Annotated in this window: 20 protein-coding genes; 8 read left to right on the top strand and 12 right to left on the bottom strand. The window is 70.2% G+C overall.

Annotated elements, in window-relative coordinates:
- Positions 1–3: 3 nt before the first annotated feature.
- Positions 4–588: a hypothetical protein gene (locus VF106_RS47025; protein WP_330846614.1), complete on the top strand. Its 585-nt coding sequence runs from the start codon at positions 4–6 to the stop codon at positions 586–588.
- On the opposite strand, the gene VF106_RS47030 is transcribed toward VF106_RS47025, so the two are convergent.
- Positions 585–1,619 (bottom strand): alpha/beta hydrolase, encoded by a 1,035-nt coding sequence (locus tag VF106_RS47030; protein ID WP_330846615.1) that lies wholly within the window; start codon positions 1,617–1,619, stop codon positions 585–587. The two genes, VF106_RS47025 and VF106_RS47030, sit on opposite strands and share 4 nt — an antisense overlap.
- An 80-nt stretch (positions 1,620–1,699) precedes the next feature.
- Here VF106_RS47030 and VF106_RS47035 point away from each other — a divergent pair, with 80 nt between their 5' ends.
- Together VF106_RS47035 and VF106_RS47040 are read left to right on the top strand one after the other, a co-directional pair.
- Positions 1,700–2,659, top strand: coding sequence for a magnesium transporter CorA family protein (locus tag VF106_RS47035; protein WP_330846616.1), 960 nt, complete (start codon positions 1,700–1,702; stop codon positions 2,657–2,659).
- A gap of 150 nt (positions 2,660–2,809) precedes the next feature.
- Positions 2,810–3,250 (top strand): DUF4383 domain-containing protein, encoded by a 441-nt coding sequence (locus tag VF106_RS47040; RefSeq protein WP_330846617.1) that lies wholly within the window; start codon positions 2,810–2,812, stop codon positions 3,248–3,250.
- A gap of 49 nt (positions 3,251–3,299) precedes the next feature.
- Here the strand turns inward: VF106_RS47040 and VF106_RS47045 are convergent, their stop codons facing one another.
- The 3 genes from VF106_RS47045 to VF106_RS47055 form a co-directional block, all read right to left on the bottom strand.
- Positions 3,300–3,698 (bottom strand): hypothetical protein, encoded by a 399-nt coding sequence (locus VF106_RS47045; protein ID WP_330846618.1) that lies wholly within the window; start codon positions 3,696–3,698, stop codon positions 3,300–3,302.
- Positions 3,659–4,090, bottom strand: a complete 432-nt coding sequence (locus tag VF106_RS47050; RefSeq protein WP_330846619.1) for an STAS domain-containing protein — start codon at positions 4,088–4,090, stop codon at positions 3,659–3,661. The genes VF106_RS47045 and VF106_RS47050 overlap by 40 nt, the downstream gene beginning before the upstream one ends.
- 210 nt (positions 4,091–4,300) lie before the next feature.
- Positions 4,301–4,849: a hypothetical protein gene (locus tag VF106_RS47055; RefSeq protein ID WP_330846620.1), complete on the bottom strand. Its 549-nt coding sequence runs from the start codon at positions 4,847–4,849 to the stop codon at positions 4,301–4,303.
- A gap of 164 nt (positions 4,850–5,013) precedes the next feature.
- Here VF106_RS47055 and VF106_RS47060 point away from each other — a divergent pair, with 164 nt between their 5' ends.
- Positions 5,014–8,463 (top strand): S8 family serine peptidase, encoded by a 3,450-nt coding sequence (locus VF106_RS47060; RefSeq protein ID WP_330846621.1) that lies wholly within the window; start codon positions 5,014–5,016, stop codon positions 8,461–8,463.
- On the opposite strand, the gene VF106_RS47065 is transcribed toward VF106_RS47060, so the two are convergent.
- The 8 genes from VF106_RS47065 to VF106_RS47100 all read right to left on the bottom strand — a co-directional run bounded on the left by VF106_RS47065 (position 8,440) and on the right by VF106_RS47100 (position 17,148).
- Positions 8,440–9,426, bottom strand: a complete 987-nt coding sequence (locus tag VF106_RS47065; RefSeq protein ID WP_330846622.1) for a LuxR C-terminal-related transcriptional regulator — start codon at positions 9,424–9,426, stop codon at positions 8,440–8,442. The genes VF106_RS47060 and VF106_RS47065 overlap by 24 nt on opposite strands.
- A gap of 32 nt (positions 9,427–9,458) precedes the next feature.
- The gene (locus VF106_RS47070; RefSeq protein WP_330846623.1) at positions 9,459–9,992 is read right to left on the bottom strand and encodes a hypothetical protein; all 534 of its coding nucleotides are present in this window, start codon (positions 9,990–9,992) and stop codon (positions 9,459–9,461) included.
- Positions 9,993–10,089: 97 nt separating this feature from the next.
- Complete coding sequence (locus VF106_RS47075; protein WP_330846624.1) at positions 10,090–11,697, bottom strand: thiamine pyrophosphate-binding protein; 1,608 nt, start codon at positions 11,695–11,697, stop codon at positions 10,090–10,092.
- Positions 11,694–12,464 (bottom strand): cyclase family protein, encoded by a 771-nt coding sequence (locus tag VF106_RS47080; RefSeq protein ID WP_330846625.1) that lies wholly within the window; start codon positions 12,462–12,464, stop codon positions 11,694–11,696. The genes VF106_RS47075 and VF106_RS47080 overlap by 4 nt, the downstream gene beginning before the upstream one ends.
- 9 nt (positions 12,465–12,473) lie before the next feature.
- Positions 12,474–13,574 (bottom strand): alkaline phosphatase family protein, encoded by a 1,101-nt coding sequence (locus VF106_RS47085; protein WP_330846626.1) that lies wholly within the window; start codon positions 13,572–13,574, stop codon positions 12,474–12,476.
- The gene (locus tag VF106_RS47090) at positions 13,571–15,667 is read right to left on the bottom strand and encodes an alkaline phosphatase family protein (protein ID WP_330846627.1); all 2,097 of its coding nucleotides are present in this window, start codon (positions 15,665–15,667) and stop codon (positions 13,571–13,573) included. The genes VF106_RS47085 and VF106_RS47090 overlap by 4 nt, the downstream gene beginning before the upstream one ends.
- Positions 15,651–16,193 carry a DedA family protein gene (locus VF106_RS47095; RefSeq protein WP_330846628.1) on the bottom strand — a complete coding sequence of 181 codons (543 nt, stop codon included), beginning with the start codon at positions 16,191–16,193 and terminating at the stop codon, positions 15,651–15,653. The genes VF106_RS47090 and VF106_RS47095 overlap by 17 nt, the downstream gene beginning before the upstream one ends.
- Positions 16,194–16,344: 151 nt before the next feature.
- The gene (locus VF106_RS47100) at positions 16,345–17,148 is read right to left on the bottom strand and encodes an MBL fold metallo-hydrolase (protein WP_330846629.1); all 804 of its coding nucleotides are present in this window, start codon (positions 17,146–17,148) and stop codon (positions 16,345–16,347) included.
- Positions 17,149–17,285: 137 nt separating this feature from the next.
- On the opposite strand from VF106_RS47100, the gene asnB reads away from it, so the two are divergent.
- From asnB to VF106_RS47120, 4 genes are all read left to right on the top strand, one after another.
- Entirely contained in the window at positions 17,286–19,211 is a 1,926-nt protein-coding gene (gene asnB / locus VF106_RS47105) for an asparagine synthase (glutamine-hydrolyzing) (protein WP_330846673.1), read from the top strand.
- Positions 19,212–19,594: 383 nt separating this feature from the next.
- The gene (locus tag VF106_RS47110) at positions 19,595–21,529 is read left to right on the top strand and encodes a sensor histidine kinase (protein ID WP_330846630.1); all 1,935 of its coding nucleotides are present in this window, start codon (positions 19,595–19,597) and stop codon (positions 21,527–21,529) included.
- 159 nt (positions 21,530–21,688) lie between these two features.
- Positions 21,689–22,804, top strand: coding sequence for a hypothetical protein (locus VF106_RS47115; protein ID WP_330846631.1), 1,116 nt, complete (start codon positions 21,689–21,691; stop codon positions 22,802–22,804).
- Entirely contained in the window at positions 22,801–24,369 is a 1,569-nt protein-coding gene (locus tag VF106_RS47120; protein ID WP_330846632.1) for a vWA domain-containing protein, read from the top strand. Before VF106_RS47115 ends, VF106_RS47120 begins: the two co-directional genes overlap by 4 nt.
- Positions 24,370–24,385 lie beyond the last annotated feature (16 nt).

Raw genomic sequence — 24,385 nt, forward strand, 5'->3', positions numbered from 1 at the left:
TGCGTGTCGATGAAGAAGCTGCCGGTCGGACCGGCGGAAATCAGGGTGCTGCTCTCCCTCACCAGCGACTGGACCCCCGCCGGGGTCGAAGCCGCGCTGTTACAGGCGGGCTGGGCCGTGGCCGGCACCCCTGTCGAATGGTCCGGCGGCGCCGGCTCACCCCACTTCTTCGGCGACGAGGAGAACGGGTGGCGGCTGGAACTCGGTGACCCGCCCGGCGAGCCGGGCGGGTCGCTCCGGCTGCCGTGCGCGCTGTCCTGGCCGGCACTGGACATCGACGAGGACGCCGACGACTTCGACGACGACTTCGAGTCCGACGTCGAGGACGTCGACGACCTCGACGACGAGTACGCCGAGTCGTGGGAACGCGACCCGGACGCGGACCGCGACGCCTTCGAGGACGAGTTCGCCCGCCTGTCCAACCTCCTGCGCGCCGAACTCGGCGAACCGGACAAGCGCACCGAAGGCCTGGAGCCAGAGGAAACCTGGCACCGCGACGGCTTCGAGATCCGCCTCGAGATGACGGACGACATCAACTCGTACTCCCACTACGACCTGATCGCGATCCAGATCCGCGCCACCGACTAGGTCGCCGCGATTCGATGGCACAACCAGGTCAGTGCCAGTGGGTAGCGGTACTCGATGGCTCCGTGGCGGCCGTCGAACAGTTCGAAGTGGACGCGGTCGTCCGGTACGCCGGCGTCGGTGAGTGCGCGGTGGAAGGCGGTCGCGCCGAGGTCGAGGTAGTACTCGTCCGACCGGCCCGCGTCGATCCAGATCGCGGACAGGGAGCGGAGGGCTTCCGCGTACCGGGGTTCGGCGGCCATGCGGACCGGGTCCCAGGCCAGCCAGCGGGCCCACACCTCGGGCACGAGGGCGCCGGTGTCGTCGAAGGGAAGTGACACCGTGCCGTCCTCGTTGCCCGAGTATGCCGCCGCGTAGCCGTATATCTCGATGAGGTCGAGGTCGCTGTCCCTGGTGCCGTGCAGGCGCTGGCCGTGGTCGGTCAGGAAGGCCCGGTAGTCACCGCCGTACTCGTCGCGCAGGATGCGGGCCAGGCGCGGGAAGTCCGGCGGGTAGCAGACGTCGAACAACGCGTCGCCCGCGTGCGTGGCCAGTGCGCTGAACAGGTCCGGGCGCAGCATGGGGGTGATCATCGCGCCGTAGCCGCCGCTGGACTTGCCGGTGATGGCTCGGTGGGCGCGGTCGGCGAGCGTGCGGTAGTGGGTGTCGACCCACGGCACGACCTCCTCGCACAGGTACGAGTGGTAGCGACCGGTGGCGGGGGAGTCGAGGAACTGGCTGCCGCCGTACGCGGTCCACGCGTCGACGAACACGACGATCGCGGCCGGCGTGTCACCGGCGGCGAACACCTCGTCGGCCAGTTCGGGGTACGGCCGGCGGAACGGCACTCGGTTGAACCACATGCCGACGTGCCCGGTGTAGCCCTGGATCACGTACACGGTCGGGTAGTTCCGCCCCGATTCGTCGTAGCCGGGCGGCAGGTAGACGTAGACCGGCCGCTCGTGCGGGTCGCCGAGCGGGTTGTCCCGCAGAAGTTCACTGTGGACGGTCGAGTGCTCGATGCGGCCGGCGAGCGGCGAGGACCAGGGCAGCATGCCGCGGAGCGTAGGGGATCCGGGCCCCGGCGGTTTCGGCCGCCCGGCGCGGCGATGCCCCGGTCACTACGGTGAACCCTGTGCGTACACGTTTGTACCGGAACGGGGTGCTCGAGGCGGAGGACGTCCCGGCGACGGAGATCTCCGAGTACCTGCGCGACGAGGAGCTGGTGGTCTGGCTGGACCTGGGGTCGCCGGACGAGGAGGGCCTCGCGCTGGTGGCCGACGAACTGGGGCTGCACGAGTTGGCGGTCGAGGACGCCGTCGACTCGCGGCAGCGGCCCAAGGTCGACGAGTACGAAGGCCACTGCTACCTCACCGCCTACTCGGCCGTGTTCCACCAGGACACCTTCGAGCTGACCAAGGCCGAGCTGGGCGTGTTCATCACGGACCGGGCTGTGGTGACGGTCCGCCCCGGCGAGGTGTTCGACATCGACGAGGTGGTGAGGCGCTGGGACAACCAGGCGCACCTGGCGAAGAACGGCGTCGACTTCCTGGTGCACGGCCTGCTGGACCATGTCGTCGACTCGCACTTCGACGTCGTGGAAGCCCTCGACGAGCACATCGAGGGCCTGGAGGACATGGTCTTCGCCGAGCGTCCGATCGACCGCGACATGCAGCGCCGGGCTCTCACTCTGCGCCGGTCACTCGTGACGCTGCGACGCGTCGTGCTGCCGATGCAGGACGTCGTGACCACCGTGCTGCGGCGCGCGACGGACCCGGCCATGGCGCCGTACTTCCAGGACGTCTACGACCACGTGCTGCGCGTGGCGGAGTGGACGGAGTCGTTGCGCGAGCTCGTCGCCACGATTCGCGAGACGCAGCTCAGCCTGCAGAGCAACCGGCTCAACATGATCATGAAGAAGGTGACCGGCTGGGCGGCCATCATCGCCGTGCCGACGGCCATCACCGGGTTCTACGGACAGAACGTGCCGTATCCCGGTTTCGCCGCACCGTGGGGGTTCTGGACCTCGACCGCCGTCATCGTGGTGGTGGGCGGCGGGCTCTACCTCATGTTCAAGCGCCGGGACTGGCTGTGACGGGCGCGTCTGCCGTTGCGACGCGTGATGGCGCCAGCTCGGTACGTGAATGCCGGGTAATTCGTCCATAACGGCTGAAACACCCCCGGTTTGGCCTCCGGAACCGGGGTATTCGGGGCGTCTGGTTCTCAGCTTCGAGGAGGGATTGTCATGACCAACACCATGAGTACGAGACGCCCCGTGCAGCTGGCCGCCATGGTCATCGCTGTCGTGTTCCTCCTGGTCGGCCTCGCCGGCTTCATTCCAGGGGTGACCACGGACTACGACGGGATGACGTTCGCCGGCCACGAGTCCACCGCCATGCTGCTCGGCGTGTTCCACGTTTCGATTCTGCACAACATCGTCCACCTGCTGTTCGGCATCGTCGGCCTTGCGCTGGCGCGCACGGTCTCCGGCGCGAGCAACTTCCTGGTGGGCGGTGGTGTGGTGTACGCGGTGCTGTGGCTGTACGGCCTGTTCATCGACCAGGACAGCGCGGCGAACTTCGTGCCGGTCAACGGCGCGGACAACTGGCTGCACCTCATCCTCGCGGTGGCCATGATCGGTCTTGGCGTCGCGCTGCGCGGCCGCACCTCGCGTCGGGTGGCGTGAGCACATGAAAGGGCGGGGCCGGCTGTCCGACCCCGCCCTTTCGTGTGCATTACTCCGAGCGTCGAGGTGTCCGCAACTCCCGCGCCACCGAGCCCTCGTCCTCGGTCTGACCCCGGCGCGCTCCCTCCTCGAAGTCGCGTGCGAACGGGATCTCGCCGTCGCCGGTCGCCGGGCGGCCTTCCAGCTCGCCCTCGGCGTCCATGCGGTCCAACTCGTCGCGGGGTTCGGGTGGGGGAGTCGTGTCGTCCGGCTGCTCCTCGCGCAGCCGGTCGTCGAGGTCGCGGCCCTCGCGCTCGTCCCGGGCGGTCGTGGCCTGGTCCATCGCCGGTGACCAGTGCTCCGGCGGGTCCATGCCCTCCTCGAGCGGGTCGAGCCGCAGCCGGTCCTCGTCCAGGTCCTCCGCGGCGTTCAACGCCGCCGGATCCGATTCGGACGGTGTGGTCGCCATCGTGTCTCCTCCTCCGTCGGCGGGGCGAGATCACCACGGGAATGCCCGGATTTCCCCGGCGGAAACACCTCACGGAGGTCGGAGTGGATCTCCAGCCCGTCGGCCAGACCGCTCGCCACCAGCACACGAAGCACCGCCGTGGTGGAAGCCACGACGGAGAACCGCCGCCCGGTGTCCCGCGCGTGCCCGGCGGCGAGTGCGATGGCCCGCGCTCCGGCCAGGTCCAGGAACTCGACGTGGGTGAGGTTCACCACCGTGTGCGTGGCCTCGGCCTCGCCCAGGGCGTAGCGCAGTAAAGGGATCGTGGCCAGATCAACCTCGCCGACGAGGGTCCACACCTCGCGACCCTTGTCGTGGCAAGCGTGCCGCACACGCAGATAAGGAGAGTCCACCCGCCCGTGCCTCCTCGGAAGGGGTGCCAACTCCAGCTGCGGCTTAACTGGTAACAACCACGACCGTAGCCCGTTCGGTGCAAACAATCCACCCGCGCGTTGTAACGGCGGACCCATGGGTACTCCGAACCACGCGGACCACTGCCTCACTCAATGACCTGGACCGAGCGGGGCGGTGGTCCGTCGACGGCCGGGTTCTCCTGAGGACGGTCACTCGGACCTTTTTCCCAGCTCCCACAGCGGACCCGCGACCAGCCAGATCCCCACGAGCATCCACAACCCCTGGATATACCCGTACAGATGCTGGTCACCGTTGGTGAACAGCCAGGCCAGCCCGAGCAGCGTGACCGACGCGATGGCGGCCGCGTTCACCACTCGATACCACTCGCGCCACAGGTGTCGCCGTCGTTCCGGCCCGTGCTTCGGCACCTTCACCGGCCGGGGCCCACCCGCGAACCGGTGCGCGAACCGCACGTCCGCCCACCGCACCAGCGCGGGGCCGAACGCGACGCTGAATCCCAGGTAGACGGCGCCGAGGCCGTGGATCGACGAGACGGGTGTCCCCCGGTTCAGGTCGAGGGCCACCGCGACCACGAGCACCAGGTCGAGCAGCGGGATGGCCGCCAGCACCACCGTGCTCGTGCGCCGCGACCGCATCAGGTACCGCAGCACCAGACCGGCGCCGACCATCACCCACAGGCCGACCTCGCACAGCACGATCACGGCCGCGATCGGGTTGTCCCGCAACAGCTCCAGCATGATCCACAGCGTGCCGGGGCCGCGGCGGATTCTCGTCAGGACAACGTCGCGGACGGACTCATCACTTTGACGGATGTCCGACATGTCGCAGCTTGGCCATCACGTTGGTACTGACAGCGGCCGGCGGTGCCACGAGCCTACGGGGCATGCAGTGGAGAAGCAGGGTGTCAGCCGTCGTCGCCGGTGGGGCACTGGTCCTCGCCGGGTTGTCCGCGCCCCAGGCCGCGGCCGAGCCGGTACCGACGACCAGCGGCTCGACCTTCTCCGTCACCCTCGTCACCGGGGACGTGGTGCACCTCGAACGGTTCGCCGACGGCAGGCAGGCCGCGACCGTCGTGCCGGGGCCGGGACGCGAGCACGTCACGTTCCACCAGCAGGAGGTCGACGGCCGGCTGTCCGTGCTGCCCGCCGACGTGCTGCCGCGGCTCGGCGACCGCCTCGACCCGGCGTTGTTCGACGTCACCGGGCTCGCGGCGCAGGGCTACGACGGCGCGCTGCCGCTGATCGTCACCTACGCCGAGGGCGCACCGAAAGCCAGGGGACGGGACCTGCCCAGCATCAACGCGCGAGCCGTCGCCGCCGACGCCGCGTTGCTGGCGGACCCGGGCGTCGAGAACATCCGGTTGGACCGCAAGCTGCGCGCCACCCTCGAACACAGCGTGCCCCAGATCGGCGCGCCCGCGGCGTGGGCCGCCGGTCACGACGGCACGGGCACCACGGTCGCCGTGCTCGACACCGGATACGACCCGACCCATCCCGACCTGGCCGGGGTGGTGACCGCGGCCGAGAACTTCACCGACACGCCGGACGCGACCGACCGCTTCGGACACGGCACGCACGTGGCGGCCACGGTCGCCGGCACGGGAGCGGCGTCCGGCGGGCGGCGCAAGGGGGTCGCCCCCGGCGCGGACGTCATCGTCGGCAAGGTGCTCGACGACAACGGGTCCGGCTACGAGTCGTGGGTGCTCGCCGGCATGGAATGGGCGGCCCGCTCTGGCGCCGACGTGGTCAACATGAGCCTCGGCGCCGACCCGACCGACGGCACCGACCCGCTCAGCCAGGCCGTCGACGTTCTGACCGCCGAGACCGGCACGCTGTTCGTGGTCTCCGCCGGCAACTCCGGCGAGACCGGCCCGAACACGATCGGCTCGCCGGGCGCCGCGTCGTCCGCCCTGACCGTCGGCGCCGTCAACCGCGACGAGAAGCTCGCGTACTTCTCCAGCACGGGACCCCGCCTCGGTGACCTTGCCGTCAAGCCCGACCTCACCGCGCCCGGCGTGGACATCGTGGCCGCGCGGGCGGCGGGCACCAGCATGGGCTCGCCGGTCGACGGCCAGTACACCGCCGCGTCCGGCACCTCGATGGCCGCGCCGCACGTGGCCGGCGCCGCCGCGATCCTCGCCGGGCAACATCCCGACTGGACCGGCCAGCGACTCAAGGACGCGCTGGTCAGCACGGCGGTCGGCGACACGGCCCGGTCGGTGTACGAGCACGGCGCCGGCCGGGTCGCCGTCGACCGGGCCGTCAGCCAGGGCGTGTACGCGACCGGCACACTGGACTTCGGTGAGGTCAGCGAGATCACCACGAAGCAGGTCACCTACGTCAACACGACGGCCGTCCCCGTGTCGCTGCGGCTGAGCACCACCACCGACGCCGTCCAACTCGGACAGTCCACGGTGGAGGTGCCGGCGAACGGCAGCGCGACGGCGACCGTGACCGCCGACCCCGCCAGGCTCACCCCGGGCGCGCACGGCGGCCGCCTCGTCGCGACCGCCGGCACCATCACCGTCCGCACCTCCATCGGCGTCACCGAGACCGCCCCCACGCACGAGATCACGTTCCGTGCCAAGGGTCCGAACGGCGAACCCCTGTTCACCGAGTACGTCGCGGTGTACGGCGCCGACCGCCGACAGGACGTCCTCGACTACATCCACGCCGGCGGGTCGGTCACCCTGTCGGTGCCGGAAGGCGACAACTACCTGACCGCACTGCTCTCCTCACCCGACGAGAGCGTCTCCTACCAGATCATCGACCCGGCGTTCCGTGTCACGGGACCGCGGGAGTACACACTGGACGCCGGCAGAACCACCAAGGTGCGCGTCGAGACCCCGCACAGGGCCACACAGCAAGGAATCTTCAGCTTCTACGCGCACCGCGAGTTCGGCGACCGTCACATCACCAACTACGCCATGAAATTCGACAACACGCGGGAGCTGTGGGTCACGCCCACGGCGAAGACCACCGGCGTGTTGGAGTTCGGTGCCCGGTGGAGCCTGGTCGCGCCGCCGCTGTGGGCCAGTGCCGGCGGTCTCGACTTCGAGCCGCGGTATCTCGGTGACTCGCCACGGATCGACGGGCGGCGCACGCTGGACCTGGTGCCGGCCGGGGACTTCACGCGGGTACGCGGCAAGATCGCACTGGTCGCGCCCGACCCGAACCCGGACTGGGAAGGAATTGCCGCCGCGGCGAAGAAGGGCGGCGCCGTGCTCGTACTGCTGACGATGCCGGGCGTGTCGAGGGCTGCCGTCCCGCAGCTGCCGGTGCCGATGGCGACTGTCCTCCCGGCCGAGGGCGCCCGCCTCGCCGCCGCGCTCGACCGTGGCCGGGTGCGGATGTCGTTGGACGGCACCCCGGACAGCCCGTACCTGTACGACGTCATGCAGGTCGAGCGCGACCGGGTGCCGAGGGAGGTCGTGCACCGGGTGTCCGGCCACAACTCGGCGACCGTGCGGGCCGAGTACCACAACTCGGGCGGCGACCCGTACGCCAAGGAGCAGCGGTTCGCGTGGCGGCCATGGCAGACCACGGCGATCAACCAGTACCAGCGGATCGTCGAGACCGGGCGCGTTCGCCCGGAAACGGTCACCTCGGGAGACACGATCTGGCAGCACCGCGTCCGCCACTACCGCAGCTGGGAAAGCATGAACCCGCTCGCCAACGGGCTCGTGGACACGCCGAGGACCTTCCGGGCGGGAGAGCGGGTCACCGAGTCGTGGTTCGCCCCGGTCGTCCGACCCGCCGCGCTCGAGTCCACTCGCGACGGTGACACGCTGACCGTGCGCGTCCCCGACTTCGTCGACGCGGCAGGGCATTACGGCCGCGCGGAGGGCGCGGGCTGGGACGACACCCCACCGGACAGGACCTCGGCGCGCCTGTACCGGAACGGGCGGCTCGTCGCCGAGGCACCGTCGGCGTGGGGTGAGTTCGCGGTGGCGTCGGAACGCGCGACCTACCGGTTGGAGCTGACCACGGCCCGCGCCACCCCGGAGTGGTTGTACGCCACCGCCACCGAGACCGCGTGGACGTTCCGGTCGCAGCGGGTCGAGCACGCGACGCTGCCGCTGCTGAACGTGGACTACGACGTGGACACCGACCTGAACAACGAGGCCGCCCGCGTCACCCGGCTCACGTTCACCCCGAGCACGCAGGCGGACGTGCGGGCCTGGCTGTCCTATGACGACGGTCGCACATGGACGGAGGTCCGGCTCGACCGGCGGCACGCGGCCACCGTGCACCACCGGCGTGGCGGGTTCGTCTCGCTGAAGGTACAGGCGACCGACCGGGCCGGGAACTCGGTGGAGCAGAAGGTGTTACGTGCGTACGGCGTGCGGTAGCCCGTCGAGCCAGCCGAGCCGGCTCGCCTCCCAGCCGAGCTGGATGCGGGTGTCGGCGCCGGTGCGGCGCATCAGCTCGTAGATGCGCCGCTGCACGGTGCGCTGGCTGACCCGCAGCTGCGTGGCGATGGCCTTGTCGGTGACGCCGGCGACGAGCAGCGACAGCAGTTGGCGTTCGTCGCCGGCCAGTGGGCCGACCGGCGCCCCGTCGAATCGCAGCGGCGAGCCACGTTCCCAGTAGGCCTCGAACAACGCGATGAGCGCGGCGAGCAGGCTGCTGTCGTGCACCAGGGCGGCGGTCGGCTCGTCGCCGTTCGCGGTGTGCTGCACGAGCGGACACAGCGCGACCGCACTGTCGGCGATCATGAGCCGGATCGGCAGGGTGGACGTGGCCCGCGCGATCTCACCGTGCCGCACACCCCGCTCGATGTTCTCGATCATGCCGGGCTCCTCGACGAGCGCGGTCTCGTACAGCACGCGGTAGGAGACCCCGCGCGCGAGCGCCTCGAACTCCTCGGCGTTGTCCTCGGACGGCATGGCCACGTGCCCGGAGCGGCAGAACCAGCGCAGGTCGCTGCGAGCCCCGAGCTGCATGTTCATGACCTGCTGCCGGATCGCCGCCGCGCCGGTGATCACCTCGACCAGCCGGGCCGAGTCCCGCCGCCGTGCCCCGACCCGGTAGGTGTCGACCAGCTCGTGCACGCTGCCCCGCGCCGCCTCGAGTGCCTCCTGACCCCGCAGGAGCAGCGGTCCGAACGCGGCGTCCGGCGGCACGGGCATGTACTCGGACCGGCCGGTCCGACTGAGCAGGCCGAGGTCGTGCAGTGAGCTGAGCACGCCCGCGACGGCGTCCATGCCCAACCCGACCCGATCCGCCAGCTCAGCCGGACGTGCCCGGTACATGGTGAGCACGACGCGGTAGACCCGCTCCTGGTCAGCCGTCAACCCAATGGCTTCCAACATGGCCGGATTGAAACACCGCGTCCCGACGTTTGTCACAGCCCCGGCACGGTGAGGACGGCGCTGATCGCGGCACTCAGCAGCAGAGTCGCGCCCATGACCGGCCCGGCCAGGCGGCTGCTCGTGACGGTGTCGCCCCGCAGGCGCCGCGCCACCATCCCGAGCGCGACCAGCTGGACGACGCCGACCAAGGCCACCCCGATGTCGTCGAGAAACAGTGCCAGGGGCGGGAAATGCGCCGCCACGACGACCGCCACCCACCAGGCCATCCACCGCGACGCGCCACGCCTGGCCAGCACGAGACACCCGACCCCGGCGGCGACGACCTCGGCCGCGACCAGGACCCCGAACCAGACGTACTTGCCCTCCAGCGCGGTCGGCTCGTCCCAGTTCGTCGCGGTCAACACGCCGAAGGCGGCGGCGAACCCGAGGCCCAGCACTGATCCAAGACCCAGCCAGACCCGCCAGCGCTTGGGCGGGTCCTCCTGCGACCAGCCGAACCACACGAAGGCCATGAGCCCGAACCACGCGGTGGTGAAAACCTGGTCACGTAAGAAGTCGGTCAGCATCGGCACTCGTCTCGTCGTTGGGAAGTCTGCTCCGCAGCCCGTGGTCCATGGCCACGGCTACGAGAGGAAGATCCACAGCGGCGAGGGTAGATCAGCGCTACCGGAACGCCTCCGCCAGCCACCAGGAGCCGCCGTCGTTGGTGAGTTTCGCGTCGATCAGTAGTGGACGGTCGCGGGGGCCGGACAGCCAGTTGGTGACGCCGGTCAGGTCGGCTTCCGTGCGGACGGTCAGGCCCGAGCAACCGAAACCGGTGGCCAGCGCGGCCAGGTCCGTGTCCGGGAACGTGACGGTCGAGTGGTCCGCGTCCGGGCCGAAATGATGGATCTCGGCGCCGTACGCCGCGTCGTCGTACACCACGATCACCATCGGGATGCCCAGGCGTACCACGGTTTCCAGCTCCGCGACGCCCATCAGGAAACCGCCGTCGCCCAGTGCGGCCACCGGGAGGCGGTCGGGTTGGGCCAGCGCCGCGCCGATCGCGGTGGCCAGGCCGAGGCCGATCGACTGGAACGCCTGCGTGAAGCAGAAGCCGTACTGGTCCGGCACCGACAGGTACGCGCTCGGGTAGCCCATGAAGTTGCCGGAGTCCACCGACACGACCCGTGCCGAGGGCAGCAGGTCGTCGAGGCGTGCGCTCAGCGTGCGCGGATCGATACGGTCCGCTGTGGACTCGTCGTCGAATCGCTCGTCTCGCAGGCGCACCGCGCCCACCGGCGCAGTCCGGTAACCGTCCTGCGTGTATCCCTCCAGTGCGGCGAGGACGTCCGCCGCGGTCTGGGCCGCATCGCCGACCACGCCCAGGTCACACCGGTTGTGCGCGCCGAACGCCGCCGGGTCCACGTCCACCTGAGCGACGGTCCCGCCCAGCAGCTCGCCGCGCTTGGTCGTCCACTTGTTCAACGCGCAGCCCCAGCCGACGACCAGGTCGGCGTCGGCGATCAGCGACGCCGTGCGGGTCGACGCGAAACCACCCGAGATGCCCAGCGACCACACCGAATCCGCGAACAGTCCATGTGCGACGGCCGATGTGGCCAGCAGCGCGCCGACCGCGTCGGCCAGCTCGCGCAGCTCACGCCCCGCGTGCCGGGCCCCGCGGCCCGCGACGAACACCGGCCGCCGGGCCGCACGCAACGCCGCCGCCAGCGCGGAAACCGCCTCGGCGTTGGGCCGAACCGGTTGCGGCGCAACGGGAACCATCACCGGTGTCGGCACGGCCGGCGCCGCCTGCACGTCAAGCGGCAGGTTCAGCACCACGGTCCGCCGCTCGTGCACGGCCGTCCGGTACGCCCGCACCGCATCCGCCACCGCGGACTCGGGGGAGTGGACCCGCTCGGCGACCGCGCCGACGGTCGTCACCGCGGCGGCCTGGTCGATGCGGAAGTTGGCGGTCACCGCCGCGCCCGCGGTGTCCGCGGCCAGCACCAGCAGCGGCGTCCGACTTTTGGCGGCCTCCGTGATGCCGGTCAGCGCGTTGGTCAGCCCGCAGCCCTGGTGCAGCGTCACCGCGGCCAGCCGGTCGCTCATCCGCGCGTACGCGTCCGCCATCACCGTCGCGCCACACTCGTGGCGGGCGGCGACATACGGCACCCCACCCGCCCGCAACGCGTTGGTGACCGCGAAGTTGCCGCTGCCGACCACGCCGAACGCCTGCGCCACCCCGAGTTCCGCCAGTGTCGCGCCAACGAGTTCTGCGGTGGAGGTCACCGCTCGACCAGCGCGTACACCCGGGCCGGACTGCCGGAGCCGCCGACGATCGGCAGCGGCGAGACCACCAGCACGGCACCGGTCGGCGGAAGCGACGCCACGTTCCGCAGTTGGGTCAGCCCCAGCTTGCCGGCGCCGAGAAAGTAGTGGTGGCACGGGAAAGCGGGCTCGAAACCGTGCGCGGCACCGGCGTCCGTCCCGACCGTTTCAACGCCGAGCCCGACGAGCGGGGTCTCCTCAGCGAGCCACCGCGCGCACTCCGCTGACACCCCGGGCGTGTGCGGACCGGTGTCGTCGGCGTTGAGGAAGCGTTCGGCGTCGGTCGACCGCTCGTCCCAGCCGGTGCGCAGCAGCAACCAGCCGGCGGGCAGCGAACCGTGCTCGGCCTCCCACGCCCTGACGTCGTCGATCGACAGCAGAAAGTCCGGGTCCGCGGCGGCCCGCTCCGACACGTCGACCACCACAGCGGGCGCCACGAGGTTGGGCAGCGGCACCTTCGACACGTCGACGCCGTCCTTGCCGGACACCCAGTGCACGGGCGCGTCGACGTGCGTGCCGGTGTGCTCGCCGGTGTGGATGTTGTTCCAGTACCAGGCGGGCCCGTTGTCGTCGTAGCGGCTGATCAGCTCCAACGAGAACGGAATCGTGTTCGAGAACGGCGGCGGCAGTTGCAGGATCGGGGTGTCGGCGGACAGCGGAGCGGTCAGGTCGACGATCTCGACCCGCCCACCGGAGATCGCGTCGAGCAGGTCCGTGAGCAGCGGCATGGTTGTGGTCTACCGCACGACGAGCAGTGGCACCAGTTGCTCCGCCGAGGTGAGTGAGCCGTGCTGTCCGATCAGCCCGGACAGCAGCGGCTCCGCCCTTGGACGGATCACGCCGGCCGTGCCGAGGGCGGCGACGACGACGTCCCCGATCCGGTCGGCGTACCGGGAGGACAGCGGCCCGAACCAGCCCTCGTCGACGGCCTGCTCACGGGACACCGCCCAGGCCGCGTCCCCGAGCACGTCCCGCCACGCGGACAGCACGTCCGTCGCCGCGCCGGGTTCGGCGTGCACGTGCCGTCCCCGTGGGTCCCCGCTCAACACCCGCACACCCGCGAGCAGGTTCGGATCGGACTCGGCGTCGAAGGTGTGGTCCATGGTCACCATGCCGTGGTCGCCCGTCACCGCCAGGAGGGCGTCCGGTGGCAGGCGGGTCGCGATGCTCTCCACCAGCCGGTCCACCTGTGCGAGCTGCAGCCGCCACTGTGGCGATCCCGGCCCGTACACGTGCCCCAACGTGTCGAGGTCCGAGTGATAGCCGTACACGAGTCGCCGGCCCGGTTCGGCCAGGCCGGCCAGCATCCCGGCGGCCAGGTCGCCGAACGCGAACGCGCCGAGGTAGCGCCCGCCCCGCAGCGCCGCCCTCGTCAGGCCGGACCGTTCGAACTTCGGTGGCGACAGCACGGTCACCTCGACCCCGGCCGCGGCGGCCCGTTCGAACACCGTGCCGGCCGGCTGCAGCGACTCGGGCGGGAACGGCTCGCGCAGGTCGACCTTCTTCTGCGTGCCGTGCTCGGTCCAGTGCAGCGTGTCCATCACGACCCCGTCGGACACCAGCATCGACGTGCCGAGCAGCCCGTGCCCACCCGGTGGCAGGCCCGTGCCGAGCGAGGCGATGCTGATCGCCGTGCTGGACGGGAAGCCGACCGTGAGCGGTCCGGCGTCGGTCAGTGTCGCGAGGAACGGCGCGTCGGCCGCGTGCGCGGCCAACAGCTCCGAACCAAGCCCGTCCACCAGCAACAACGCGGCGGCTCGTGCCGGTTCGATCGACAGGCCGCCATCGAGCAGCGCGGGCAGCACCTGGGCCAGTGAACGGTCGTAGTCGGGGATCACGTCTCCGCCACCAACTCTCCCTCGGGTTGCGGCACCGGGTGGCCGAGATGGGTGAGCCAGTCCCGCACGACCCGGTGCAGCTGTTCGGCGCCCACGATCTCGCCCGGGCTGGGCAGTGTGGCCGGGTACATGAGGAAACCACGCGACTGTCCGCCGCCCAGCCCGCCGTGCGAGCCGACGTGCACCTCGAACGGTGACGCGTCGTCGGTGATCTCGTTGTACCGGCTGTTGATCACGATGTCCGGGCAGTGCGCGAACCCGTTCGTGCGCCGGATCAGTTCCACCGCGTGCGGCCCGTAGCCGGCGAGCGGGTCCGTGCCTTTCACCCCGTCGTCGCCGGGCATGTCGAGCCGCCGCACGCCGTCCCGGCCAAGCACGACCGGGCCCGACCGAACACTGCGGACCAGCATGAACCCGACACCGGGATGGTCCACGAGCGCCGGCAGCAGGTCGGGAAAGTCCCGCTCGACGGTCTCGATGTCGACCCGGCCAGGATGCTCGGTGAACGACACCATCGCGACATGCCCGGACACCACGACGACCACGCCGGGTGCCGCGCGCGCGACGGCCGCCGGGTGGCCCTCCGCCGTGCGGTGCCGGTCCGGCGCACCGGCCTTCGCGGCCCGCTTCCGCAACGCCATCGCGATCGGCCCGTCGCCCGTGGACGCCTCGGCCATCGCCGCGCCAAGCTGCCACGCCGACCGCGGCGGCTTGCGTGCGCCGCCGTCCTCCGGGTGCCCGCCGCACAGCCGGCCGATGTACTGCTCGATCGACTCGCCGAACCGGTCGGTGAACGCCCAGCCCTGCGTGACACCGTGGTCGGACAGCACGACCAGCTCGTAGCGGCGGGGCGCGAGCCGCTCCGCACGGAACAGCCGGCCGATCTGCTGGTCGATGGACCGGATGACGGCCAGCGCGTCGAACCGCTCGATGCCAGTGTGGTGGGCGACCTCGTCGTAACCCAGGAAGTCGGCGTACACGACCGGCCGCCCGGCCAGCATGTCGCCGATGATCGCGGACACCACCAGGTCCCTGGCGATGACCGTGGTCCCGGCCCGCGCGAACGGGAAGAAGGGGCCGCGCTTGACCCTCGGCCGCACCCCGGCGCGCTTCTGCCGCACCGACGCGGAAATCTCCCGCAGCACGTCGACGAGCGCGGACCCGAACGTGCGCACCACGTTGATCGGGTTGGCGAAGTAGGCGTAGTAGCCGGCGCCGATCGTGTCCCCGCGCTTCTGCCGCGTCAGGAACGGGATCGCGCTCATCGTGAAGCTGACGTGGTCGGCGTCGCCGGTGAACAGGCCGCCACGGGCCGCTCCGCCGCCGGCCAGCAGCCCCCGGCCGTCCGAGTGGCGGCGCTCGATCTCGGCCGCGTCGGTCGGGTGCGCGCACGCCATCACGTGGTCGCGGTCCTTCTCGTACCAGCGGAAACCGAGGATGTCGTCGTTGCTGCCGTGCAGCAGGCCGCACACGCTGGCCCCCGTCTGGGAGCTCCAGTCGCAGTGCCAGCCGGTGAGGGCGTGGCTGCCCTTGGCCAGCCAGCGGGCGAGGGTGGGCAGGTCGCCGTCGCGGATGCCGCGGCGCACGGTGTCGTAGCCGAGGCCGTCGATCTGTAACAGCAGCACGCCGGGCGGCTCGTCGGCCATGTCCGTGCCGTCGCGGCGGAACCGGCGGGCCGCGCGGCGGAAGAACAGCTCGTCCTCGTCGATCGCGAGCAGGCTGGAGACCAGGCCGGCGACCGCGGCCATCACGACCAGGACGATCACGGCGGTCTCGAGGGTCGCCACCACCACGTCCGGCACCACGAACGAGATGCCGAGCACACCGGCGCCGAGCAGCAGGAACGAGCCGAGCCCGAGGAACAGCACCGCGCGGGGCGGCGCGAACCGCATGATCAGCGGCCAGAGTCCCGCGCTGAGCGCACCGAGGATCGCGGCGAACGCGGTGGGCTGCCACCAGCGCGGCAGGGAGAAGTCGACGAGCCAGAGGTCGAGCAGGTGCAGCGCGACGGCGACGAGCGCCCAGACGAGCACGAGGCGGGCGACGACCCGCCCGCCACGAAGGAGTCGTCCCCGGTCAGCTGCTTGGGACACGGTCGCGTTCCCGCTTGCGTTCGCGCAGCCGCGCCACCAGTCCGACGAGCATGGTGATCACGAGGATCAGCATCGTCGCGATCAGCGTGGCGACGAGCGGGTTGTCGAACAGCCCGCCGCTCACGACGCCGAGCAGCGCGTACGCGACCGCCCACAACAGGCAGGCGCCGGTGGCCGCGGGAACGATCCGCCGCCACGGGTAGTCCAAAGCGCCGGCCGCGAGCAGCACGGGGATCCGCCCGGCCGGCACCATGCGCCCGATCACCACGAGCACCCAGCCGCGCTGGGTGAACCGCTCCCGCGCGCTCGTCAGCTTCTCGCTCGACTGTCGCCGCTCGAAGAACCTGGTCATGGGCCCCCGCCCGCCCCGGCCCGCGGCGAACGTGACGAGGTCGCCGACCAGCGCCCCGGCCATGGACAGCAGCACCACGAGCACGAGGTTCAGCTGGCCGGTCATCGCGAGCGCAGCCCCCGCGCCGACCACCGCGCCGGTCGGCAGCACCGGCACGATCGAACCGATCAGCACCCCGCTGAAGATGACGGGGTAGCCGATAGAGGACGGATGAGTCCAGTCAATCCCTAAGACGCCGCTCACGCCGCCCCCTCGCAGGCTCCGGGGCGGTGCTCGTCGGCGTGGTGTCGATGGTTCGCTCCGCAAGCTCCGCGAACGGCGCTCATTACTCAGGCACGCCGTCGAGCAGGCGGACATCCTCGCCCGGCGGTGTGACCAGCACCTTCGTCGGTGACCCGGCTTCGGACACGGCGGCCTCGAACTCCCGCGGCGGGTGTTCGAGCAGGTGCCGCATGCGCCGGCCGTGCTTGCCCGGCGCCCTGGTCAGACCGGTGAGCGCGAGCGTCCCCCAGTGCACGGGCACGGCGACACGCGGTTTGAGGAGACCGACCGCGGTGGCGGCGCGTTCCGGGTTGAGGTGGCCGGGCCCCAGCGTCGGCCCCCAGCCCCAGACCGGCAGCAACGCGACGTCGAGGTCGCCGAGGTCGGCCATCTCCGGGAAGAGGTCGGTGTCCCCGGCGGCGTAGACCCGGCGGCCCCCGCCCTCGATGACGTGCCCCATGGCCTTCGCCTGCGGACCGTGGGTCAGCCGTGGCCCCCAGCGGTGCCCGGAGTGGTCGGCCGGCACCCCGATGACGCGCAGGTCGCCGTGCTCCAGCTCCTCTCCTGGCGCGAGCTCGTCGACCCGGCGGATGCCCTTCGCACGCAGCCAGTCCCCGGCACCGCGCGGCACGATCACCCGCACATGCGGATGCAACAGCCGCAGCGACGGCAGGTGCACGTGGTCCCCGTGCAGATGGGAGAGCAGCACGAGGTCGACGTCGGCCCGATCGGCGGCGGTACTGGGCGGCGTCACCCTGGTGAGCGCCGACACCCGGTTGGTCAGCACGGGGTCGGTCAACACGACGTGTCCGCCCAGCTCAACCCGCACGGTGGAGTGTCCGACGAACCGCAGCCCAAGAGAACTCACCTGTCGAGTATTACAACTCGCGAGGGCCGACGCCCGCCCCGTGAGCAACCTGCCACTCGCCCCGCACGTCCTCGCAGGAGTCGCCATAAGGCATAGTTGTGGACATCCCCCGATGACGTAACGAGGTGAAGTCACGCGTGTGCGGTCTGCTTGGACTGATCTGCGCCACCGAGAACCACGCGACCGCCAGGCGGGATGCCGTTCGTGCCGCCATGCGTTGCCAGCGGCACCGCGGTCCGGACGAGACCGACACCTGGGCACAGGGTGAGGTCGTCTACGGCTTCAACCGGCTCGCGTTCATCGACCTCGAGCACAGCCACCAGCCGCTGATCTGGGGTCCGCCGGAGAACCCGACCCGCTACACCCTGAACTTCAACGGGGAGATCTACAACTACCGCGAGCTGCGCATGGAGCTCGCGGACCGGTTCGGGGTGCGGTTCAACACCAAGGGTGACGGCGAGGCGATCGTCGCGGCCTACCACCACCTCGGGCCGAACGCGGTCAGGAAGCTGCGGGGCATGTTCGCGTTCCTGATCTGGGACGCGCAGGAGAAGGTCATCTTCGGGGCGCGGGACCAGTTCGGGATCAAGCCGCTGTACTGGGCCGGCGGCCCCGGCGGCGTCGCGTTCTCCAGCGAGAAGAAGAGCCTGCTTGAGCTGTCCGGCCCGCTCGGCATCCGCGAGGAGCTGGACCGCCGGGCCCTGCAGCACTACCTGGTGCTCCAGTACGTGCCGGAGCCAGAGTCGATGCACACGGCCGTCCGCCGCGTCGAGTCCGGCACGTTCTTCCACGTGCGGCCGGGGCAGCGGATCCAGTTCGAGCGGTACTTCTTCCCGCGCTTCGACGCGCGGCCCGTGCCGGACTCCGAGCGGTTGTACGACGAGATCGCCGAGGTCATGCGTGACTCGGTCGGCAAGCACATGATCTCCGACCCGGACGTGACGGTCGGCGCGTTCCTGTCCGGCGGCATCGACTCGACCGCGACCGCGACGCTGGCCCGCGAGCACAACCCGAACCTGATCGCGTTCACCACCGGCTTCGAACGCGAGGGCTACTCCGAGGTCGACGTGGCCGCCGAGACCGCGCAGGCCATCGGCGTGCGGCACGTCGTGAAGACCGTGTCGCCGCAGGAGATGATGGACGCCCTGCCGCTGATCGTGTGGTACCTGGACGACCCGGTGGCCGACCCGGCGCTGGTGCCGCTGTGGTTCATCGCCCGCGAGGCCCGCAAGTACGTGAAGGCGGTGCTGTCCGGCGAGGGCGCGGACGAGCTGTTCGGCGGCTACACCATCTACAACGAGCCGGTGTCGCTGGCGCCGTTCGAGAAGATGCCCGACGGCATGCGCAAGGTGCTCGGCAAGGTCTCCACCAAGATCCCCGAGGGCGTGCGCGGCAAGGACCTGCTCCGCCGCGGCGCGCTGTCGCTGGAGGACCGCTACTACGGCAACGCCCGCAACTTCCGCGACGAGCAGCTGCGCGCGGTGCTGCGCCACTACAACGAGAACATCGGGTTCAAGGACGTCACCATGCCCTGGTACCGGGTGTCCCGCGACTGGGACCCGGTGGCACGCATGCAGCACGTGGACCTGTTCACCTGGCTGCGCGGCGACATCCTCGTCAAGGCCGACAAGGTCACGATGGCCAACTCGCTCGAGCTGCGGGTGCCGTTCCTCGACACCGAGGTGTTCGAGATCGCGTCCCGTCTGCCGAGGTACATGAAGCTGGCCGGTGGGACGACGAAGTTCGCGCTGCGCCAGGCGTTGAAGCGGATCATCCCGCCGCACGTGCTCAACCGCCGCAAGCTCGGCTTCCCGGTGCCGATCCGGCACTGGCTCCGCAACGAGATGTACGACTGGGCGCGCGCCATCATCGCCGAGTCCCAGACCGACGAGCACCTCGACCGCCGCGCGGTGATGGACATGCTGGACCTGCACCGCGCCGGGGAGCTGGACCGCAGCCGGCAGCTGTGGGCCCTGCTGGTGTTCATGCTGTGGCACGGGATCTTCGTGGAGAACCGCATCAAGGTCCGCGTCCCGGAGCCGGCCTACCCGATCAAGCTCTGAACAGGTCTGCCAGGTTGGGCGCGCGGCGCCACGGGGACCGGGGTACCGCGCTAACGAGCAGCATGATGAGCAGAGTGTGAGCGACCGTGCACGCACCGGCCGGGCTCGTCATTCGCCACGCCCGGCGTGGACGATGGGTGCCAGATCGTCAGTGGTGTGCTGTGGCGCGCATGGTGGAGCGCTGGTGGCCGGCCGACGACGCCAAGCCCCGAAAACCCCACGCGCACGGAGAATCCGGCGGTTCATGACGACCGTCATGATCGGGTGTCATGACGCCTGTCATACCCAAGAGGACCGCTGGGCCACACGGTCGCCTGCTCGGCGTCCACGAGTTGCCCCTTTTGCATGAGGAAATCGGGGGGTAGTCGGCTACGTTCTTATCTGTGAGCACAGTTGAGGATGCCTCCGGCTTACCGGACGGCGCCGCCCGCGCGATCCGCGGGACCGGCGCCGTCGTGCTCGGTTTCCTTGCCGCCCTTCTGACGGGCAGAGCCCTCGACGCGGTGGACCACGGCGAGTTCTGGTACATGCTGTTCGTCCTCGCGCTGTTCGTGCTGCCGGTGTGGTTCGCCAGCGGGCTCGCGCGTGAGCAGTGGACCAGGTGGCGCTGGTGGCTGCTCGGGGCCCAGGCCGTGCTGACCTACGTGCCGTTCGCGATCTTCGGCAACGGGTGGGTCAGCGGACTGTCCGGACTGCTCGCCGGGCTCGTGCTGCTCGCGGTGTCGGCACCCACCTCGTGGGTGGTGTTCGGTCTGCTGCTCGTGCTCGAGGAGATCCTCTGGCTCACGGTCGGCCTGCCGTACGAGCCGGAGCTGAACTCGTCCATCTGGCTGCTGTTCACGTTCGCCGACAACGCTCTTGGCCTGTTCGGCCTGACCTGGCTGGCCGAGCTGGTGCGGCAGGTGAACGCGACCCGCGACGAGTTGGCGGTCGCCGCGGTCACCCGGCAGCGGCTGGCGGTGGCGGAGCGGCTGCGGTCGATGATCGGCGAGCGGATCCAGATCGTCGCGCAGCGCGCGAAGGCCGCGCAGCGCGCGCTGCCGGACGACCCGGCGGCGGCACGCACGGAGATCTGTGCCGCCGGCGTGACCGCCCGGGAGATGATCGCCGAGGCACGGGCGATGACCTTGGACCACAACGACTGGTCCGAGCCGGCACGCGAACCGCGGGAGGACGTCGCCATGCTCGCGCCACGTCTCGCCAAGGGCGTGCTGCTCGCCGTGGTGATGATGTTCGCCGCGCAGAACCTGCTCAACGTCGCCCTACCCGACGGCGACCCCTTCCCGCCGGGTGTGCTCGCGCTCGCCGCGGTCGTGTCGGTCTCGATCGTCGTGCTGCAGCTGCGGCACTCCGTCCGGCACCGGCCACGCGGCTGGCAGTGGACCTTCGCCCTCCAGGCGGTGCTGACCTACGCGCAGTATCCGTTCATCGACGATGGCATCGGGCTGATCTTCGTCCCGTTCCTCGCCGGCTCGGCACTGCTGTTGATCAACGGCTGGTGGCGGTGGCTCTGGTTCGGCGTGATCGCCGCGACCATGCCGGTGCTCAGCCTGCTGGCGCCGACCGCGACCTCCATCACCGGCGTGCTGCTGCGGTGGACCGGATACGCGAGCGCCATCGCGGTCGCGTTCGGGCTGCTCGTGTACGGCCTGTCCCGGCTCGCGCGTCTCGCGGTGCGGCTGGCGGACCTGCGGGTCGAGCTCGCCGAGTTCGCGGCCGTGCGCGAACGCCTGCGTCTGGCCCGTGACACCCACGACCTGCTCGGGCTCGGACTCTCCGCCGTCGCGCTCAAGACGGACCTCATCGGCGCGCTGATCGGCAGGGACGACGCCAGGGTGCGGACCGAGATCGACGAGCTGCTCTGGCTCTGTCTGAAGGCCGGCAACGACGCCCGTCTGGTCGCGGAGGAGAGCCTGCGGCTGTCGCTGGCCGCGGAGTTGGGGCTGGCCTACGACATCCTCACCTCGTCGGGGATCGTCGTGCGCCTACCCGACCGTCCACCCCCGACCGCGACGGAGGTCGACAAGGAGGTCGACGCCGTGCTGGCCACCGTGGTGCGGGAGGCCGTCACCAACATCCTCCGGCACAGCGCGGCACGGCTCTGCACGATCGCGCTCGTCGACGAGGGCGACATGCTCCGCCTGCGGATCAGCAACGACGGTGTGGCCGAGGACGCCGCGCGGGAGGGCGGCCGCGCCACCGGTCACGGCCTGACCAACCTCCGCGCCCGCGTCGAGGCAGTGGACGGCCGCTTCACGGCCCAGCACATGGTCGGCGAGTTCGAACTGCTCGCCGAGTTCCCCTACCGCGTGCGCTGACAAAACCCGATCTTCCTGGGACAGCGGAAAAGGCGACGAATTGTCGGTGGTGCCGCGTACCATTCGGGTGTGACGGCTGGCAGGACGACCGTTGACGAACCTCTGCTGACTATCTCTCCTCCACCCCGCTTCTGGGGATCCCGTTTCGGACGGGCTTTCGTGGCGGCCCTGTGTGTCGCGCTCGTCGGCCTCGCCGATATCCACCTCAGTGAGACCCGGACACCGGCCGAAGCGGTCGTGACCGTGAAAGGCATCATGGCCTCGAAGGAGGACTTCTTCAAGGACGACAGGGTCCAAACGCTGTTGCGCCAACACAATCTCCGGGTCGAGGTCACCACGCGGGGTTCCCGCGAGGTGGCGCTCGAGGTGATCAACTCGGCGGGCGACGAGTACGACTTCGCGTTTCCGTCCGGACAACCGGCGGCCGACCTGATCAAGAACCATCGCCGGCAGAACGGCATGTACCAGAGGACCAACGAGTTGTTCAGCAGTCCCATCGTGCTCGCCAGCTACCGGGAGTACGCCGACGCGCTGGCACTGGAGAACATCGCTATACCACAGCAACAGGGGTCGGGGCCGCCGCTCTATTACACGCTCAACATGGCCGAATTCATAAGACGAGGTGAACTGGACCAGACGTGGACCGGACTCGATGCGGGAGTGAAGAACGGGAACCGGATCCTCGCGCACACCTCCGGTGTGTGCCGGTCGAACTCGGGCGCCACCTACCTCGGTCTGGTCGCGTTCGTGAAGAACAACGGGAACCCACCGCAGACCGAGGCCGAGATCGACCGCCTCGCGCAGGAGATCCAGCCGCTCATCGCCGCGACCGGCATGCCGGAGGCGGGCCTGTTCAACTCGTACGTCACCCCGGAGGGGAAGAGTCAGGGCCCCATCGTCGTGGTGTACGAGCACCAGTACCTGAATTACCAGATCGACCACCTGGATCGCTTCGAGGTGCTGGACACCGACCGAGTGCTCCTCTATCCGGAACAGGAATTCCAGACCGACCCCGAATTCATCTCGCTCAAGCCAGGCCCGGCCGACAAGCTCGCCCAGTTGCTCGCGACGGATGAAGCGTTGCGGGAAAGAATGATGCAGCTCGGTTACCGGGTCTTCGACGCGACGGACACCGTCGGGAGCAACCAGCTGTTCCGGTACCTCGAGGGCCAGGCCATTCCCGCCCCTCGCCGCACGGACGCCACCAGGGCGTTCCTTCCCAACCTCGACCTGCTGGAAAGCCTCATCCGCAAGGCCGGCAGGTGCTCGCAATGACCAGGCGCCGGCTGGTCGTGCTCCTGGTCTGCGCGGTTCTCGGGCTCGCTGGGTGCACGGCCGACGAGCCGGCCACCACCACGTTGCGGGTGCTGGCCAGCTCCGAGCTCGCCGACATGCGGCCGCTGCTCGACGACCTGCGCCGGGAGACCGGGATCGAGCTCGTGCTGGACTACCAGGGCAGCCTGGACGCCGCCAACGAGCTCGTGCCCGGCGACTACGACCACGATCTCGCGTGGCTGTCGTCCGACCGCTACTTCCAACTCCGGTACGAGGCCTCGGGCACCACCGAGCCGCCACCGCTGTCCACGAAGATCATGACGTCCCCGGTGGTGTTCGGGGTGCGGGCGGAGACGGCCGAACAACTCCGGCGCAACGCCCCGGACCCGCAACTGTCCTGGGCGGACATCGCCGACGGCGCGGCCGCCGGGCTGGTCCGCTTCGGCATGGCCGACCCCGGTCGCACCAACAGCGGGATGTCCGCGCTGGTCGGGGTGGCGACCGCGGCCGCCGGCACCGGGAGCGCGCTGCGCCAGGAGGACGTCGCGTGCGACCGGCTCCGCGGGTTCCTCAGTGGACAGACCCTCACCTCGGCCAGCTCGAACCAGCTGGTGTCCGACTTCGTCGCGGACCAGGACAAGGCCGACGGGCTGATCAGCTACGAGTCGGTGCTGCTCTCCCTCAACGCCAGCGGCGAACTCCAGGAACCGCTGGAGATCATCTACCCAGAAGACGGCATGGTGCTCTCCGAGTACCCCTTGCTGCTACTCGATCCCGAGCGCCGCGCGGACTACGACACGGTCGTCGGTTGGCTCAGGAGCGAACCCGTCCAGGAACGGATCATGGCGCGGACTCTGCGCCGCCCGGTCGATCCGGACGTGCGGCGCGACTCCCGTCTGGACACCGCGATCGGCAACGCCCTGTATTTCCCCGCCCAGCTGGAAGTCATCGACACACTGCTGGCCAACTACGAGCCGGACGCCAGGAAACCGGGGCACGTGATCTTCCTCCTCGACTTCTCCGGATCAATGAAAGGCGAGCGCATCGCGGCACTGCGGTCGACGTTCACCGGGCTCAGCGGCGCCGACGACACCTCGACCGGAAGGTTCGTCCGGTTCTACCGAGGAGAGACCTTCACTCTCACCCGGTTCGGCGGGCAGGTGCTCGCCGAACAGACCTTCACCGTCAACGGCCCGACCGACGCCGTTGCCATGCGCGACTTTCTGGCGCCCGACGAGTTCGACGGGCACACCGCCGTCTGGTCCACACTCGACCACGGCTACCAGCTAGCCGCGCGGATCGTCGGCGAGAACCCCGGACAGCCCGTCACGATCGTTCTCATGACCGACGGCCGCAACAACGTCGGTGTAAGCCTCGACGAGTTCCTCGGGCGTTACGGGGCGCTCCCGCCCGAGGTCCGCACGGTGCACACGTACACCATTCGGTTCGGCGACGCGGATCCCGGCGAGCTCGACCGTGCCGCGAGGACGACCGGCGGGCGCATGGTGGACGCCACCGCCACGTCACTGCACGACGCCTTCACGGAAATCCGTGGCTGCCGATAACCCCTTGGGAGAAGGA

It is taken from the genome of Actinophytocola sp. (assembly GCF_036378875.1).
Classification (GTDB): Bacteria; Actinomycetota; Actinomycetes; order Mycobacteriales; family Pseudonocardiaceae; genus Actinophytocola.

Excerpts from the sequence above, each read along its gene's own strand:
- VF106_RS47030 (WP_330846615.1), bottom strand. The coding sequence starts at position 1,619 with ATGCTGCCCTGGTCCTCGCCGCTCGCCGGCCGCATCGAGCACTCGACC.
- VF106_RS47070 (WP_330846623.1), bottom strand. The coding sequence starts at position 9,992 with ATGCTGACCGACTTCTTACGTGACCAGGTTTTCACCACCGCGTGGTTC.
- VF106_RS47055 (WP_330846620.1), bottom strand. The coding sequence starts at position 4,849 with ATGCTGGAGCTGTTGCGGGACAACCCGATCGCGGCCGTGATCGTGCTG.
- VF106_RS47040 (WP_330846617.1), top strand. The coding sequence starts at position 2,810 with ATGACCAACACCATGAGTACGAGACGCCCCGTGCAGCTGGCCGCCATG.
- VF106_RS47120 (WP_330846632.1), top strand. The coding sequence starts at position 22,801 with ATGACCAGGCGCCGGCTGGTCGTGCTCCTGGTCTGCGCGGTTCTCGGG.
- VF106_RS47045 (WP_330846618.1), bottom strand. The coding sequence starts at position 3,698 with ATGGCGACCACACCGTCCGAATCGGATCCGGCGGCGTTGAACGCCGCG.
- VF106_RS47080 (WP_330846625.1), bottom strand. The coding sequence starts at position 12,464 with ATGCCGCTGCTCACGGACCTGCTCGACGCGATCTCCGGTGGGCGGGTC.
- VF106_RS47065 (WP_330846622.1), bottom strand. The coding sequence starts at position 9,426 with ATGTTGGAAGCCATTGGGTTGACGGCTGACCAGGAGCGGGTCTACCGC.